This window comes from Agromyces italicus DSM 16388 (assembly GCF_000421545.1).
In the GTDB taxonomy this organism is placed as follows: Bacteria; Actinomycetota; Actinomycetes; order Actinomycetales; family Microbacteriaceae; genus Agromyces; species Agromyces italicus.
Map to the genome: position 1 here is coordinate 1 of NZ_ATXF01000011.1, position 15,126 is coordinate 15,126.

Genomic DNA, 15,126 nt, shown 5'->3' on the forward strand with positions numbered 1-15,126 from the left:
CCGGCGGCGGGTCGGTTTCTGGCGGAGGGTCGGGGTCGAACCCCGTGTGCGGGTGCTGTGCGCGCACCCGGCGGCGGGTCGGTTTCTGGCGGAGGATAGGGGATTCGAACCCCTGAGGGCTTTCACCCAACACGCTTTCCAAGCGTGCGCCATAGGCCACTAGGCGAATCCTCCAGTGACCCCCCACGCACCCGCCAGAGCCCGGTTACCCTTGCTGCGTTTCCGCCCTGGGGGAGTTGGCCTGGATGACGCCACGTGGGGAGCCGCAGGCAAGTCTACCCGAGCCGAGCCGGGTCGATGAACCAGCCTCCGCACGGGTGGCGGGGCACTACGTTGAGGGAATGTCCCAGACCGACGTCGATGCGGTGTTCGAGCACGTGATGGCCGCCCGGGCTGCCGCGGAGGGGCCGATCGTCGTGGGCATCTCGGGCTTCTGCGGTGCGGGCAAGTCGACGCTCGCGCGGGCCCTCGTGGAGCGCGCCGACGGCATCGTGCGGATTCGAGGCGACGACTTCCTCGACCCGGCTCGTTCACATCGGCGGTCGGGCGATTGGAGCGGCGTCGAGCGCGAGCGCCTCGCCGATGAGGTGCTGCGCCCGTTCCGCGAGGGCCGTGCGAGCGAGTTCCGCCCGTACGACTGGGGTGCGGGACGCCTCGGGGAGCCACGCCCGTTGCCGAGCGCCGAGGTGCTCGTCGTCGACCTCATCGGGCTCTTCCACCCCGACACGGTCGGGCTGCTCGACGTCCGCATCTGGGTCGACCTCGATCTCGAGACCGCCGCACGGCGCGGCAAGGCGCGCGACGAGGCGCTCGGCCGTCGCCACGATCGGCTCTGGGACGAGGTCTGGGTGCCCAACGAGCGCGACTTCGCCGAACGATTCCGCCCGCGCGATCACGCGCACCTCATCGTCGACGCGCGCTGAGCCGCGCGCCGGCGCGTGCAGAACTCAGGATGCGGGGCCCGCCACGCCGGCGACCGGGATGCCCTGTGCGGCGTGTCGCGCGAAGCATCCTGAGTTCTGCACATGCCCGACGGAGGAGTGACGCCGCCGGAGGAGTGCCGCCGCCCTACCCGCGCGCGGCCCGCGCCGCGAGATACGCCTCGAACGCCTCGCGGCTCGTCTTCGCCGGGGTGTAGCCCAGCACCGACTTCAGCCGGTCGTTCGCGAGCACCGGCCGGTACTGCAGGAACCCGACGCGTTCTGGCCCGTGCACGGTGAGCCGCAGGGCACGCCCGGCGCGCAGCGCGAACGCGAGGAGCCCGGGCGACAGGGTCAGCGTGCGCTTGTCGAGCGCTGCGGCGATCTCGTGCACGCTCACCTTGCCGTCGCCGGCGACGTTGAACGCCCCGGTCGCCTCGCCGGTCGCGCCCGCCGCGATCGCGCCGACGACGTCATCGACCCAGACGAACACGAAGGGGCTGTCGGAGCCGCGGATCGCGAGGATCCGCGGGCCGTCCCAGAGGGCGGTGATCTGATTCGCGACGGTCGGACCGAGAACGGTGCCGATGCGCAGCACCACCTGCTCGAGCGCGGGGTGGGCCTCCCGGTAGTCGGCGAGCATCTCCTCGACGAGGCGCTTGTGCCGCGAGTAGCTGAACTCCTCGTTGCCGCGGATCGGGTCGCTCTCGACGAGCCACTCGGCGTTGTCTGCGTGATAGCCGTATGCGGCGCCCGACGACGACACGACGATGCGCGAGACCCCGTAGGCGACGGCGGCGTCGAGCACGTTGCGGGTGCCCCCGACGTCGACCCGGTACTCGACCTCCTCGTCGAGGGCGCCGGGGTTCACGATCGCGGCGAGGTGCACGATCGTGTCGATGCGGTGCTCCCGCACGACGTCGGCGACGGCCTGCGCGTCGGTCACGTCGCAGTCGGCGACGATCACCCCGTCGGGCGCGGTCGCCGGGGAGCGCACGTCGCCAGAGACGACGAGTTCGACGAGCGGATGCCCCGCCAGCACGCGGACCGCGGAGGATCCGAGGAATCCGGAGCCGCCGGTGACGAGCACGCGCCTCATGCGGCGGGCTCGCTGCCCGTCGCGACCGCATGCGTCGGCGCTGCGGCATCCGATCGCTTCGCCGAATGCCCGGCCCACAGCGTCGCGACCGCGAGGCCCGCGATGATGTCCCAGATGCCCCACCAGCCGGCGACGATCGCCATGCCGCCGAGGCCGTCGAAGAAGGCGAAGACGAGACCGAGACCGAGGCCCGCGTTGCGGATGCCGACCTCGAAGGTGATCGCCTTGCGGTCGCGCACGCCGAGCCCGCCGATGCGGGCGCTCGCGTAGCCGAGGCCGAGCGCGACGGCGTCGTGCAGGAACACCGCGACGAGCACCACCCCGATGTACGCCATGAAGATCGTCCAATTGCCGACGAGCGCGATGACGATGAACCCGACGAGGGCGGCGAGGCTGATCCAGCGGGCGTAGGGCTGCACCCGGGCGGCGAAGCGAGGCCATCTCGCGCGGAGCAGGAGCCCCGCGAAGAACGGCAGCCCGATGATGAGGAAGATCTCGAGCAGCATCTGCCAGCCGTTGAGGCTCACCGCGCGCACGAGCTCGGACGCGGTCGGGTGGAGGCTTCCCCAGAACACGACGCTGATCGGCAGCACGAAGATGTAGAGCGCGTTCGCGACCGCCGTCATCGAGACCGAGAGCGCGACATTGCCGCGGGCGCGGTACGTGAGCACCTGCGAGATGTTGCCCGGTGGGCAGCACGCCACGAGGATCATGCCGAGCGCGATCGATGCCTGCACGTTCAGCAGCAGCGTCAGCCCGAAGGTGACCGCCGGCAGCAGGATGATCTGCGCGAGCATTGCGATGATCATGGCCTTCGGGGCGGAGAGCACGGCCCTGAAGTCGCTCGGTGCGGTGTCGAGCGCGATGCCGAACATGATGAACCCGAGCACGACGTTCAGCGCGAGCATCGAGCCCGGCGTGAAGTTCAGGACGACGTCGTCGATGTTCATGCGTGTGCTCCGTCGGTCGAGGGCTCGGGTCTCGAGACGGGCGCTGCGCGCTCTCCTCGACGAGCGAAGGTTCCGGATGCCTCGGGCAGCGTGCGGCGCAGCCGCTTCACGGTGCGCCGGTAGGCGTCTTTGTTGACGTAGTACGACATGCGGTCGAGCCCGAGGTAGTCGTATCCGCCGGTGAGGTCGGGCCACGGGGCATCCGCACGTGCCCTGAACCGCGCCGCCTGCTCGGATGCGCTCGACGTGGCGGCCAGGTACGCGGCGATGAGCTCGGCCTGCTCGGCGCGGCCCTGCCAGCCGATGCCCGAGGCCTCGATCATGCCGAGCACGTACAGGCCGTTGAAGCTCGGCGGGAAGATGTTCAGGAACAGCGAGGGCGAGGCCTTCGACCAGTCGAGGTGCTCGCGCGCGACGAACGGGTAGTCGAGCGTGTAGCCGGTCGCCAGCACGACGCGGTCGTACTCGGCCGAGGAGCCGTCGGCGAAGTGCACGGTGCGCCCGTCGAAGCGGTCGATATCGGGCACGATGCGGAGGTCGCCCTGGCCGAGGTGGTTCAGCACCATCGTGTTCACGATGGGGTGCGACTCGTAGATCTTGTAGTCGGGCTTCGGGAAGCCGAAGCGCACCGGGTCGCCGGTGAACGCCTTCAGCACCCGGGCGTCGATGAACTGCTTGATCGGCGCCGGAAGGGGGCGGCCCTGGTTGAGCGTGTCGGAGGGCCTGCCGAACAGGTAGCGGGGCACGAAGTAGTAGCCGCGGCGCACCGACAGGTCGACGGATGCCGCGTGGTGCACCGCGTCGACGGCGATGTCGCAGCCCGAATTGCCCGCGCCGATGATGAGCACCCGCTCGCCGTCGAACACCTTCGCCGACTTGTAGGCGCTCGTGTGCATGAGCTCGCCCGTGAACTCGCCGCGGAACGTCGGGACGTTCGGCTCGGCGAGAGTGCCGTTCGCGAGGATCACGGAGGAGTAGTCGCCGGTGATCGTCTCGCCGTCGTCGGTGACCGCGGTGAGCCGCCAGCCGTTCGCGCCGGGCGTCTCGCCGCCCTCGACCGGCAGTGGCTCGACCGCGGTGACCCGGGTGCCGAAGCGGAAGTGCTCGCGCAGTCCGAACGCGTCGGCGTAGTCGCGGAAGTAGCCGAGGAGTTCACGGTGACTCGGGTAGTCGGCCGTCGAACGCATCGGGAACTCGGCGAACTCGGTCGTCGTGCGGCTCGAGATGAGGTGCGCCGACTCGTACATGGTGCTTCGCGGGTTGTCGATGTTCCAGAGGCCGCCGACGTCGGCGCCGGCCTCGAAACCGTGGAAGGGGAGCCCGGCGCGGCTGAGTGCGCGCGCGCCGGCGAGGCCCGAGGGGCCCGCTCCGATGAGGGCGATGGGGTTCACAGGTGGGTGTCTCTGTTCGGGTCGCGCCGCAGGGGGACGGCACGGCACGTCGATGTGCCCGATCAGCATAGGCGAATGACGCTCGGGTTCCGACTTCGCCCGAGATCCGGCGTGGTCGCGCTCTCTCGCGTCGCGCACGTCATCCTCTCGACGGATGGCGCGGTCACGAGGATGGGCCCAGGGTGCCACGACGACGGCACCCGGTGTCGACGACACCCTGAGGCCGCGTTCCTAGCGTGGAATGATGCCCCATTCGAACGTCTCCCCGTCCACCGCCCGCTGGCTCCGCGGCCCGACCGCGATGGTGTTGCGCCTCGTCGGCCCCGGCCTCGTCCTGCTCGCGCTCGGCATGATGTGGGCGGCGCGCATCATCTTCGACGGCAACACCTACGTGAGCGGGCTCGGCGCCGCCGGCGAGATCACCTCGACCGCGTTCAACCTCTCGCTCGGCCTGGTGGCGCTCGGCGGTGCCGCCTCGGCGATCGGGCTCTGGGGGATGCGCAGCGGGCGCGGACTGTTCGGCGCGTGGGCGGTGAGCACGAGCCTCATGGGTGCCAGCGCGATGTTCGCCGTCGGTGCGGCGGTGCCCTGCACGACGGGCTGTCCGATCCCGTTCAGCGCCGCCGCCGCCCCGCAGGACGCCGTGCACACCATCGCCGCGGTCACCGGGTTCGCCCTTGCGGGCGTGGCGATCGTCCAGACCCTCCGGCTCGGGCGGGCGTACGCGATCCTCGCCGCACCGAGCATCCTGCTCGTCATCGCGACCTCGGCCGCCGGCGGCATCCTCTCGCTCGCCGGAGTCGCGACCTCGCTCGGCGGCTGGCTCGAACTCGTCGCGACGACGGCGGCGCTGCTCTGGCTCGCCGCCCTGTCGTGGCTGACGCAGCACCGCCTCGTGACGGGCCCGTCGGTTGACCGGAGACTCCCAGAGTCGGCAGCGCACACGCCGAATAGGCTGGACGGGTGGCGCACAGCATCTACATCTGCTCGGCCGAGGGCAACACCGGCAAGTCCACCGTCGCGCTCGGCACGCTCGACACACTGACCCACCGGGCGACCCGCGTCGGCGTCTTCCGGCCGATCGCCCGATCGACTGCCGAGCGCGACTACGTGCTCGAGCTCCTCCTCGCGCACGACGGGGTGGTGCCGATCGACTACGACGAGGCGATCGGCGTCTCCTACGAGGAGGTGCACGCGAACCCCGACGCGGCGCTCGCGACGATCGTGCGCCGGTTCAAGGCGATCGAGGGGCGTTGCGACGCGGTCGTGATCATCGGCTCCGACTACACCGACGTCGGAAGCCCGACCGAGCTCGCCTACAACGCCCGCATCGCCGCGAACCTGGGCACCCCCGTGCTGCTCGTGCTCGGCGGTCGCGTCGGCGAGGGCCAGGGGCGCGGGCGCAGCGAACACCTCGGAGACACCGAGGCCCGCACCGCCGATGAGCTCGCGCAGCTCACCGAGCTGGCCGTCGAGGAGCTCGAGCGCGAGCACGCCTCCCTCCTCGGCATCGTCGTCAACCGTGCCGACCCCGAAGAGCTCGCCGAGATCGTCGGCGCCGTGCGGCGCGCGTCGCTGTCGGAGCACGGCGCCCGCGTGGCTGCGACGTCGGGCGAGGCGACCGCTGCGGTGTGGGCGATCCCAGAAGACCAGTTCCTCGTCGCGCCCTCGATGCGCTCGATCATGCACGCCGTCGACGGCGAGCTCTACGCGGGCGACGCCGACCTGCTCGACCGTGAGGCGCTCGGCGTGGTGATCGCGGCGATGTCGATGGAGAACGTGCTCACCCGCCTCATCGAGGGCTCGGTCGTGATCGTGCCCGGCGACCGCAGCGAGGTGCTGCTCGGCGTGCTCACCGCGCACTCCTCGGCGACGTTCCCGTCGGTGTCGGGCGTCCTGCTGAACGGCGGGTTCCCGCTCTCCGAGCACGTCGAGCGGCTCGTCGACGGGCTGAAGGCCGGGCTGCCGATCATCCGCACCGAGCTGTCGAGCTACGAGACGGCGCTCGCGATCACCCACACGCGCGGCCGGCTCGCCGCCGAGTCGCAGCGCAAGCGCGACACCGCGCTGTCGCTGTTCGAACAGCACGTCGACGGCCAGGCGCTGCTCGATCGGCTCGAGATCGCCCGTCCCGAGGTCGTCACCCCGCTCATGTTCGAGTACGGCCTGCTCGAGCGGGCGCGCGGCGAGCGCAAGCACATCGTGCTGCCCGAGGGCTACGACGATCGCATTCTGCGCGCCGCGGCCACGCTGCTCGCGCGCGACGTCGCCGAGCTCACCATCCTCGGCGAGGAGATCGAGATCCGCTCGCGCGCGATCGGACTCGGTCTCGACCTGTCGCGGGCGACCGTGCTCTCGAACCACGACTTCGTCTATGTCACCCGCTTCGCGGAGGAGTACCAGAAGCGCCGCGCGCACAAGGGCGTCACGCTCGAGCAGGCGCGCGAGCGCGTGCAGGACGTCTCGTACTTCGGCACCATGATGGTCGAGCTCGGCATGGCCGACGGCATGGTGTCGGGGGCGGCGCACACGACCGCGCACACGATCCGCCCCTCCTTCGAGATCATCAAGACGAAGCCGGAGGTCGAGGTGGTCTCGAGCGTGTTCCTGATGGCGCTCGCCGATCGCGTGCTCGTCTACGGCGACTGCGCGATCGTGCCCGATCCGACGGCCGAGCAACTCGCCGACATCGCGATCTCGTCGGCGCAGACCGCGGCGCAGTTCGGCATCGAGCCGCGCATCGCGATGCTCTCGTACTCGACCGGCGAGTCGGGCTCGGGGGCCGACGTCGACAAGGTGCGGCGGGCGACCGAGCTCGTGCGCGAGCGCGCCCCCGAGCTCGCGGTCGAGGGGCCGATCCAATACGACGCGGCGGCCGACGCGGCGGTGGCGCGCACGAAACTCCCCGAGTCGGATGTCGCGGGGCGGGCGACGGTCTTCGTCTTCCCCGATCTCAACACCGGCAACAACACGTACAAGGCGGTTCAGCGTTCGGCGGGAGCCGTCGCGATCGGACCGGTGCTCCAGGGGTTGCGCAAGCCCATCAACGACCTCTCGCGCGGCGCGCTCGTGCAGGACATCGTGAACACCGTGGCGATCACGGCGATACAGGCGGCGGATGCCTCGTGAGCCTCGTCCTCGTCGTCAACTCGGGTTCGTCGTCGCTGAAGTACCAGCTCGTCGACGCGGAGCGCGGCGAGGCGCTCGCGAGCGGGCTGGTCGAGCGCATCGGGCGTGAGGGCGGGCACGCCAGGCACGTCCGCCCGCTCACGGCGGCGGGGGAGACATCCGAGAAGATCGATGTCGATGTCGATGTCGACATCGACGTCCCCGACCACTTCGCCGCCTTCGAGGTGATGCTCGCGGGGTTCGGTGCGCACGGGCCGTCGCTCGATGAGCACCCGCCGGTCGCGGTCGGGCACCGGGTGGTGCAGGGCGGTGCCCGATTCTTCGAGCCGACGGTGGTCACGCCGCTCGTGAAGATCAACATCGACGAGCTGTCGCGCCTCGCACCCTTGCACAACCCCGCGAATCTCGAGGGCATCGACGCGGCGCAGCGGGCGTTCCCCGATGTGCCGCACGTCGCCGTGTTCGACACGGCGTTCCACCAGACGATGCCGCCGGCGGCGTACACGTACGCGATCGACCGCGAGGTCGCGACGAAGCACCGCATCCGGCGCTACGGGTTCCACGGCACCTCGCACCGCTACGTGTCGCGGGCTGCGGCCGAGTTCGTGGGGCGGCCCGTCGAGGAGCTCGACCAGATCGTCCTGCACCTCGGCAACGGTGCGTCGGCGTGCGCGGTCGCGGGCGGCCGCTCGGTCGACACGAGCATGGGCATGACGCCGCTCGAGGGGCTCGTGATGGGCACCCGCTCGGGCGACCTCGACCCGGCGATCCTGCTGCACCTGCAGCGTCGGGCGGGCCTCGACGTCGACGGAGTCGATGAACTGCTCAACCGCCGCAGCGGCATCCTCGGGCTCGGCGGGCACGCCGACATGCGCGACCTCGTCGACGCGGCCGAGGCGGGGGAGGAGCGCGCCGTGCTCGCCCTCGAGGTGTACGCGCACCGGCTTCGCGGCTACATCGGCGCGTATCTGGCCCAGCTCGGCGGCGTCGATGTGATCTCGTTCACCGCGGGCGTCGGCGAGAACTCGGCGCCGGTGCGCGCGCTCGCGCTCGCCGGACTCGAACGGCTCGGCATCGAGCTCGACGCGAAGCGCAACGCCGCGCGCCCCGGCGAGACCCGCGTGATCTCGACCGACTCGTCGCCTGTCACGTTGCTCGTCGTGCCGACCGACGAGGAGCTCGAGATCGCCCGCCAGACCCTCGAGGCCGTCTCCGTCTGACCGCGCTCGACCCGAATGCGCGTCGCTCCCACGCGCGGGCCGCCACGATCTCGGGGATCGCCACCACCTCGGATGCCTGCGCCCTGATTCTCCGATCCTGTGGCGATCTCCGAATCTGCGGCGGGCGTGCTCACGAGTCGAGGCCCCGAGATTTGCAAGAACTGTTGCGCAACAGTTCTTGCAGAAGTAGTCTGGCGGGGTGAGCGAGAACCAGAACTCCATCGACCTGCGCGACGCAGGAGCCATGCGCGCCATGGCGCACCCGCTCCGGCTGCGCCTCCTCGGCCTGCTGCGCATGCACGGCCCGCACTCGGTCGGCATGCTCGCCGCGGCGACGGGGGCGGCGTCGGGGTCGATCAGCTACCACCTGTCGACGCTCGCCAAGCACGGCTTCGTCGAGCCCGCCCCCGAGCTCGAGCGCGACGGTCGCGAGCGCTGGTGGCGCTCCGCGCACGACATGACGAGCCTGAGTGCCGACAGCTACCTCGACGACCCCGAGCGCCGCGAGGCGGCCGAGGCGATGCGCCGCACGGTCATCGACTCGTACCACCGCGAGCTGCTCGATGCGCTCGACGCCGAACTCGGGCTCGAGCCCGAGTGGATCGCCGCCAGCGACTCGAGCGACGGCGCCGCGCAGCTCACCCTCGACGAGTTCCGCGAACTCACCGCCGAGCTCGCCGCGGTGCGCGACAAGTGGTGGGCCGTCGGGCGCGAGCCCCGCGAGGGTACTCGAGCCGTTCGCTGGATCACGCACACCTTTCCGAGGAGCGAGGCATGAGCGAGCTCGTGGACACGGCGGAGTCTCGTGACGGCGCCGGGGCGCCTCCTCGGACGGCCGAGAGCGGTGCAGGCGCGCGACAGCGCCTGCCGCTCGTCGCGAATCTCGCGGCCGCGCTGTTCTCGCGCGGCGGCAACGCGATCGCGCTCGTGGCGCTACCGATCATCGCCCTGACGCAGACCGGCTCGGCGCTCGCGGCCGGCGTCGTCGGCGTGTTCGCGACGGTGCCGCTCATCATCGGCGGGGCGCTCGGCGGCGTGCTCGTCGACCGGTTCGGGTACCGGCTCTCATCGATCGTCGCCGATCTGGCCAGCGCCGTCACCGTGCTCCTCATCCCGGTGCTGCATGCGACCGTCGGGCTGCCGTTCGGCGCGCTGCTGGCCCTCGTGTTCCTCGGCGGCCTGCTCGACCCGCCGGGCGACACCGCGAAGACGTCGATGACGCCCGATCTGGCGGCGCTCGCGCGCACCCCGATCGCGCGTGCGGCGGGGGCTCAGTCGGCGGTCGAACGTTCGGCGATGATGCTCGGCGCGGGTGCCGCAGGCGCGCTCGTCGCGTTCCTCGGGCCGATGCCCGCGCTCCTCGTCGATGCGGGCGGGTTCCTCGTGTCGGCGCTGCTCGTGCTCTGCTTCGTGCCCCGCCGGCTCGGCGCCGTCGACGAGGCCGGCGAGCCCGATGCCACCGATGCCGCGGCCCCGGGCGGCGGGTTCATGGAGGGGCTGCGCTTCGTGGCATCCTCGCCGTTGCTGCGCGCGATCGTGCTGCTCGTGACCCTCACGAACGCGATCGACGCGGCGGGCATGACCGTGCTGAAGCCCCTGTACGCGACCGAGGTGCTCGGCGATCCGGCGCAGCTGGGTTTCATGTTCGGATGCTTCGCGGCCGGCGCGCTGACCGGCTCGGTGCTGTTCGGGGCGATCGGCCACCGTTTCTCAGGACGGCTCATGTTCGCGCTGTGCTTCATGGTCGCGGGCACCGTGCCGTACGCGACGATGGCGCTCGGCGCACCCGTGCCCGTGCTGCTGCCCGTGCTCGCGCTCTCCGGCCTCGCGGCGGGCGCGATCAACCCGATGATCGCCACGGCGATGTACGCGCTCATCCCCGACGGCATGCGTGCCCGGGTGTTCGGTGTGACGTCGGCGGGCGTCGCCGCGACCATGCCGCTCGGCGCCTTCCTCGGCGGCCTCGCGGCCGAGCAGGTGGGGCTCGTGCCGACGCTCGTGGCGTGCGCGGCGCTCTACCTGGTGCTCGCCTCGAGCCCGCTCTACCTGCGCGCCTTCACCGGCCTGCGCACGGCGACGGCGACCGCGGCGGCCGAGTCATCCGAACCCCTACCGCGGTAGGGGGTGCGAATGGCTCAGCCGTGTGATGCGACGCGTTGAACCGCCTGCTTAGGCTCACGTCGTGGTCGAACCCGGCCGCGGATGCACCCGAATCGTTCGTCTGAGTCTCATGCGCACCTTCGGACGACGAGAAGAGCCCCCTTGAGCCTCCAGGTCGCCACCCGCCCCGACGGTGCCCTGGGCACCATGTCGCCCGTCATCCTGACTGCGGGTCGCCGCCGCGAGGATGCCGTCGATCCGGCGCAGAGCGGCTTCGCCCGGCTGTCGCGCCAGATCAAGGCCGAGGGGCTGCTCGACCGATTCGTCGGCTTCTACGTGCGCAAGGCCGTGTTCTGGGCCGTCGTGCTCGTCGCCGCGGTCGCGGCATCCGTCATGCTCGGAGACTCGTGGTGGCAGCTCGTCATCGCGGCGGTGCTCGGTGTCGTCTTCACCCAGTTCGCCTTCATGGCGCACGAGGCCTCGCACCGTCAGATCTTCCGCTCCGGGCCGGTCAACGACTGGGCAGGCCTCGTGCTCGCCGACCTCGTCGTCGGCATCAGCTACAGCTGGTGGATGAACAAGCACACCCGCCACCACGGCAACCCGAACGTGATCGGCCGTGACCCCGACATCGCGAAGGACACGATCTCGTTCCTCGAAGAGGATGCCGCGAAGAGCCGCGGGCTCGTCAGGCTGATCACGCGCAAGCAGGGCTATCTCTTCTTCCCTCTGCTGCTGCTCGAGGGCCTCAACCTGCACGTGCACGGCATCAGGCACGTCGTCGACCGCCGCAACAACGTGAAGCGTCGCGGTCTCGAACTCGCCTTCATCGGCGCGCGACTCGTCGGCGTCACGGCGCTCGTGTTCTGGGCGTTCCCGCCGCTGCTCGCGGCCGTGTTCCTCTTCGTGCAGCTCGGCGTCTTCGGCGTCTACATGGGCGCGTCGTTCGCGCCGAACCACAAGGGCATGCCGCTCATCCCGCGCGGGGTCCGCGTCGACTTCCTCGAGCGCCAGGTGCTCACGAGCCGCAACATCCGCGGCGGGCGCCTCATGGACTCGCTCATGGGCGGCCTCAATTACCAGATCGAGCACCACCTCTTCCCGAGCATGGCTCGGCCGGCCCTCAAGCGCACGCAGCAGATCGTGCGCGAGTACTGCCGGGAGAACGACATCCGCTACACCGAGACCGGGCTGATCGAGTCGTACGGCATCGTCATCGCCTACCTCAACCGGGTCGGGCTCGCCGCACGCGATCCCTTCGACTGCCCGATGATCCAGGGGTACCGCCGGCGCGACTGAGCCGGGCGGTCACGGGTCGTTCGGCGCGTTCGGCGCGTTCGGCGCGTTCAGCGCTCGAGGCGTGCGCAGTCGATGCAGAGCGTCGCCGTCGGTCGCGCGTCGAGCCGGGCGACCGTGATGCGCTTGCCGCAGCGCGCGCAGAAGCCGTAGCTGCCGTCGGCGATGCGGGCGAGCGCTCGGTCGATCTCGGCGAGTTCGTGCTGCACGTCGGCGAGCACCGCGGTGCGCTGAGACCACTCCTGGGTCATCGTCGGCCCTTCGGGGTCGTGCTCGTCGTCGGCGCTGGCGCCCGACCTCGCGGCGCGAACCTCGCCCATCACGTCGTCGAACTCGGCTTCGCGTTGGGCGGCTTCCGCACGCTCTGCGCGCAAGCGCACCTCGAATCGTTCGAGCTGAGCCGGAGTCATCGTCGTCACCGTCATCACGCTCCTTCCGTCCGTGCATCGTACGCCAGAGGCATCCGGATGCCGTGTCGGACGCGGCAACTACGATTGAATCGTGGTCACCGCCCTATATCGCCGCTACCGGCCAGAGACGTTCGCCGAGATGATCGGCCAGTCCCAGGTGACGGAGCCGCTGATGACGGCGCTCCGCACCGATCGGGTCAATCATGCCTACCTGTTCAGCGGCCCGCGTGGCTGCGGCAAGACGACGTCGGCGCGCATCCTCGCGCGCTGCCTCAACTGCGCAGAGGGCCCGACCGACGCGCCATGCGGCGTGTGCCCCAGCTGCGTCGAGCTCTCGCGCGGCGGCGGGGGCTCGCTCGACGTCGTCGAGATCGACGCCGCGAGCCACGGCGGCGTCGACGACGCGCGCGACCTGCGTGAGCGGGCGATCTTCGCTCCCGCACGCGATCGCTACAAGATCTTCATCATCGACGAGGCGCACATGGTCACGTCGGGCGGCTTCAACGCGCTGCTGAAGATCGTCGAAGAGCCGCCGGAGCACATCAAGTTCATCTTCGCGACGACCGAGCCCGACAAGGTGCTCGGCACGATCCGTTCGCGAACCCACCACTATCCCTTCCGGCTCGTGCCGCCCGCACCGATGCTCGAGTACGTGCAGCAGCTCTGCACCGAAGAGGGCATCTCGGTCGAGCCCGGCGTGCTCGCACTCGTGGTGCGCGCGGGCGGCGGCTCGCCCCGTGACACGCTCTCCCTTCTCGACCAGCTGATCGCCGGCTCAGAGGGGTCGACCATCGACTACGCCCGGGCCGTCGCGCTGCTCGGCTACACCCACGGCGCCCTGCTCGACGAGGTCGTCGACGCGATCGGCTCGCACGACGCGGCGGGCGCGTTCGCCGCGGCCGACCGCGTCGTGCAGACCGGGCAAGACCCGCGCCGTTTCGTCGAAGACCTGCTCGAGCGGCTTCGCGACCTCATCGTCGTCGCCGCGTCGACGCCCGAGGCCGCCGCGGCCGTGCTGCGCGGCGTGCCCGAAGACGAGCTCGCCCGCATGGCGACCCAGTCGCGCGCGTTCGGCTCGGCCGAGCTGTCGCGCGTGGCCGACCTCGTGAGCCAGACCCTCACCGAGATGACCGGCGCGACTTCGCCGCGCCTGCACCTCGAGCTCATGCTCGCGCGCGTGCTCGTGCCCGCGAGCGACGACTCCGCACGCGGCGCCCTCGCGCGCGTCGAGCGGCTCGAACGCGCCGTCGAGGGCGGCGCCGTCGCGGTCGCGCCGGGCGGTGCCGCCTCCGGTGGTGCGGCACCGGGGGGCCTCGTGCCGGCGGCAGCCGGTGCGGCCGAGCCGGTGCCGCGAGCCGCCGTTGCGCCGCCCGCCGCGCCTGCGCCGCCCGCCGCGCCTGCGCCGCCCGCCGCGCCTGCGCCGAGCACGCCGAAGGTCCCCGTCGCCGAGGCCGAGCGCTCGCCGAAGGCCGTCGAGCCGACCGCGGCGGCGGCACCCGGCCCCGTGGCGTCGTCATCCGAGGCGCCGGCGCCCGAGCAGGAGACGCAGGCCGCTCGGCCCCGCCAGAGCGGGCCCGTCACGGTGCAGCAGGTGCGCGATGCCTGGCCCGAGGTGCTCAACGTGCTCCAGCGCACCAAGCGCACCGCGTGGATGGCGGCGCTCGCCGCGCAGGTGCTCGAGTACCGCACCGATGAGGCCGTGCTCGTGCTCGGCTTCGCGAGCCCCGGCGACCTCGAGGGCCTGCGTGCGGGCAGCGGCACGCAGACCGCCGCCGACCTGCTCCGTACGGCGATCGCCGAGGTGCTCGGGGTGACGGTCAAGTTCGTGCCGCGCGTGATCGGCGGCGGTGGCGGTCAGGCCGCGCCGGCGGCCGGTTCCGGCGGCGGGGTGGCGCCCCCGCCCGCGACCCCCGACGGCCCCGACCCGGTTCGTCCGAGCGGCGGAGCGGCGGCCCCTGCACGGGGCGACGGCACTGCGGCAAGCGGCACAGCCTCAGCGCCGGTCCGCTCGGGCGCGGTCGGCCCCGCGACGTCGAGGTCCGCCGCACCGGGGTCCACGGGTGCGCTGCCGACCGGGCCGGTCGACTCGTGGGCGACGGTCGCGATCCCGCGCGATCCCGCACCCGAGATCGAGCCCGTTGGCACTGCCCGGGCCGCGCCGTCCGCGCGCACCGCGACCGCGCTCGCCGAACGGCCCGCACCCGGTGCGACGCCGCCCGAACCCGAGCCCGAGGTGGCCGAGACACCCGCGCCGGCGGCGACGCGCGCGGTCGCGACGGGGCACGGCATCCCCGAGTTCCCGCCCGACGACGCCGATGCGCCGCCCGCAGACGACGAACCGCCGTTCGACCCCGGCCCCGAGCCCGAGCCGTTCGACGCGCCTCCGCCGCCGACCGACTCCGCTCGGGCGTCGACCCCGAACCGCCCTGCGCCGAACCGCTCCGCATCGCGTGCCGCCCCGAACCGTCGGGCGCCGTCGCGCCCGGTGGCCTCGACGACCGACGGCGGAATCCAGCGGTACGGCGAGGCCGTCGTGCGCGAGGTGCTCGGCGCGACCTTCCTCGAAGAAGTCGAAGCGCCTGCGCGCGGCTTCGGGGAGCGAGGGTAGCCC

At 71.7% G+C, this 15,126-nt stretch carries 12 protein-coding genes, 1 tRNA gene and 1 other RNA gene; 8 read left to right on the forward strand and 6 right to left on the reverse strand.

Annotation, left to right across the window (positions count from 1 at the left end):
• Positions 1–86 precede the first annotated feature (86 nt).
• Together H516_RS0115890 and ffs are read right to left on the reverse strand one after the other, a co-directional pair.
• Positions 87–174: transfer RNA gene (locus tag H516_RS0115890), tRNA-Ser, on the reverse strand.
• Positions 172–268, reverse strand: an RNA gene (gene ffs, locus H516_RS21905) — signal recognition particle sRNA small type. The genes H516_RS0115890 and ffs overlap by 3 nt, the downstream gene beginning before the upstream one ends.
• 73 nt (positions 269–341) lie before the next feature.
• On the opposite strand from ffs, the gene H516_RS0115895 reads away from it, so the two are divergent.
• On the forward strand, positions 342–923 hold the full coding sequence (locus tag H516_RS0115895) for a uridine kinase family protein (RefSeq protein WP_022890698.1): 582 nt from the start codon (positions 342–344) through the stop codon (positions 921–923).
• Positions 924–1,068: 145 nt separating this feature from the next.
• Here the strand turns inward: H516_RS0115895 and H516_RS0115900 are convergent, their stop codons facing one another.
• From H516_RS0115900 to H516_RS20610, 3 genes are read right to left on the reverse strand one after another with little or no spacing between them, the layout of a single operon-like run.
• Entirely contained in the window at positions 1,069–2,019 is a 951-nt protein-coding gene (locus H516_RS0115900; protein WP_026378899.1) for an NAD-dependent epimerase/dehydratase family protein, read from the reverse strand.
• Positions 2,016–2,969: a bile acid:sodium symporter family protein gene (locus H516_RS0115905; protein ID WP_022890700.1), complete on the reverse strand. Its 954-nt coding sequence runs from the start codon at positions 2,967–2,969 to the stop codon at positions 2,016–2,018. The genes H516_RS0115900 and H516_RS0115905 overlap by 4 nt, the downstream gene beginning before the upstream one ends.
• Entirely contained in the window at positions 2,966–4,360 is a 1,395-nt protein-coding gene (locus H516_RS20610; protein WP_022890701.1) for a flavin-containing monooxygenase, read from the reverse strand. The genes H516_RS0115905 and H516_RS20610 overlap by 4 nt, the downstream gene beginning before the upstream one ends.
• Before the next feature lie 244 nt (positions 4,361–4,604).
• Between H516_RS20610 and H516_RS0115915 the strand changes: the two genes are divergently transcribed.
• The 6 genes from H516_RS0115915 to H516_RS0115940 all read left to right on the forward strand — a co-directional run bounded on the left by H516_RS0115915 (position 4,605) and on the right by H516_RS0115940 (position 12,108).
• Positions 4,605–5,405 (forward strand): hypothetical protein, encoded by an 801-nt coding sequence (locus H516_RS0115915; protein ID WP_157432292.1) that lies wholly within the window; start codon positions 4,605–4,607, stop codon positions 5,403–5,405.
• Positions 5,324–7,489: a phosphate acetyltransferase gene (gene pta, locus H516_RS0115920; protein WP_022890703.1), complete on the forward strand. Its 2,166-nt coding sequence runs from the start codon at positions 5,324–5,326 to the stop codon at positions 7,487–7,489. The genes H516_RS0115915 and pta overlap by 82 nt, the downstream gene beginning before the upstream one ends.
• Positions 7,486–8,709, forward strand: a complete 1,224-nt coding sequence (locus H516_RS0115925) for an acetate/propionate family kinase (RefSeq protein WP_022890704.1) — start codon at positions 7,486–7,488, stop codon at positions 8,707–8,709. The genes pta and H516_RS0115925 overlap by 4 nt, the downstream gene beginning before the upstream one ends.
• A 199-nt stretch (positions 8,710–8,908) precedes the next feature.
• Positions 8,909–9,487 carry a helix-turn-helix domain-containing protein gene (locus H516_RS20615; protein ID WP_022890705.1) on the forward strand — a complete coding sequence of 193 codons (579 nt, stop codon included), beginning with the start codon at positions 8,909–8,911 and terminating at the stop codon, positions 9,485–9,487.
• Positions 9,484–10,830, forward strand: a complete 1,347-nt coding sequence (locus H516_RS20620; protein WP_022890706.1) for an MFS transporter — start codon at positions 9,484–9,486, stop codon at positions 10,828–10,830. Before H516_RS20615 ends, H516_RS20620 begins: the two co-directional genes overlap by 4 nt.
• Positions 10,831–11,016: 186 nt before the next feature.
• A complete protein-coding gene (locus H516_RS0115940) occupies positions 11,017–12,108 on the forward strand; it encodes a fatty acid desaturase family protein (protein ID WP_033197322.1) in 1,092 nt (363 codons plus the stop codon).
• Between the two features lie 47 nt (positions 12,109–12,155).
• On the opposite strand, the gene H516_RS20625 is transcribed toward H516_RS0115940, so the two are convergent.
• Positions 12,156–12,530: a TraR/DksA family transcriptional regulator gene (locus H516_RS20625; RefSeq protein WP_022890708.1), complete on the reverse strand. Its 375-nt coding sequence runs from the start codon at positions 12,528–12,530 to the stop codon at positions 12,156–12,158.
• 76 nt (positions 12,531–12,606) lie between these two features.
• On the opposite strand from H516_RS20625, the gene H516_RS0115950 reads away from it, so the two are divergent.
• A complete protein-coding gene (locus tag H516_RS0115950) occupies positions 12,607–15,123 on the forward strand; it encodes a DNA polymerase III subunit gamma and tau (protein WP_022890709.1) in 2,517 nt (838 codons plus the stop codon).
• Positions 15,124–15,126 lie beyond the last annotated feature (3 nt).

Bases quoted from the DNA above. Each gene is read 5' to 3' on its own strand.
- H516_RS0115895 (WP_022890698.1), top strand. From the start codon at position 342: ATGTCCCAGACCGACGTCGATGCGGTGTTCGAGCACGTGATGGCCGCC.
- H516_RS0115900 (WP_026378899.1), bottom strand. From the start codon at position 2,019: ATGAGGCGCGTGCTCGTCACCGGCGGCTCCGGATTCCTCGGATCCTCC.
- H516_RS0115915 (WP_157432292.1), top strand. From the start codon at position 4,605: ATGCCCCATTCGAACGTCTCCCCGTCCACCGCCCGCTGGCTCCGCGGC.
- H516_RS0115940 (WP_033197322.1), top strand. From the start codon at position 11,017: ATGTCGCCCGTCATCCTGACTGCGGGTCGCCGCCGCGAGGATGCCGTC.
- H516_RS20625 (WP_022890708.1), bottom strand. From the start codon at position 12,530: ATGACGGTGACGACGATGACTCCGGCTCAGCTCGAACGATTCGAGGTG.
- H516_RS0115905 (WP_022890700.1), bottom strand. From the start codon at position 2,969: ATGAACATCGACGACGTCGTCCTGAACTTCACGCCGGGCTCGATGCTC.
- H516_RS20620 (WP_022890706.1), top strand. From the start codon at position 9,484: ATGAGCGAGCTCGTGGACACGGCGGAGTCTCGTGACGGCGCCGGGGCG.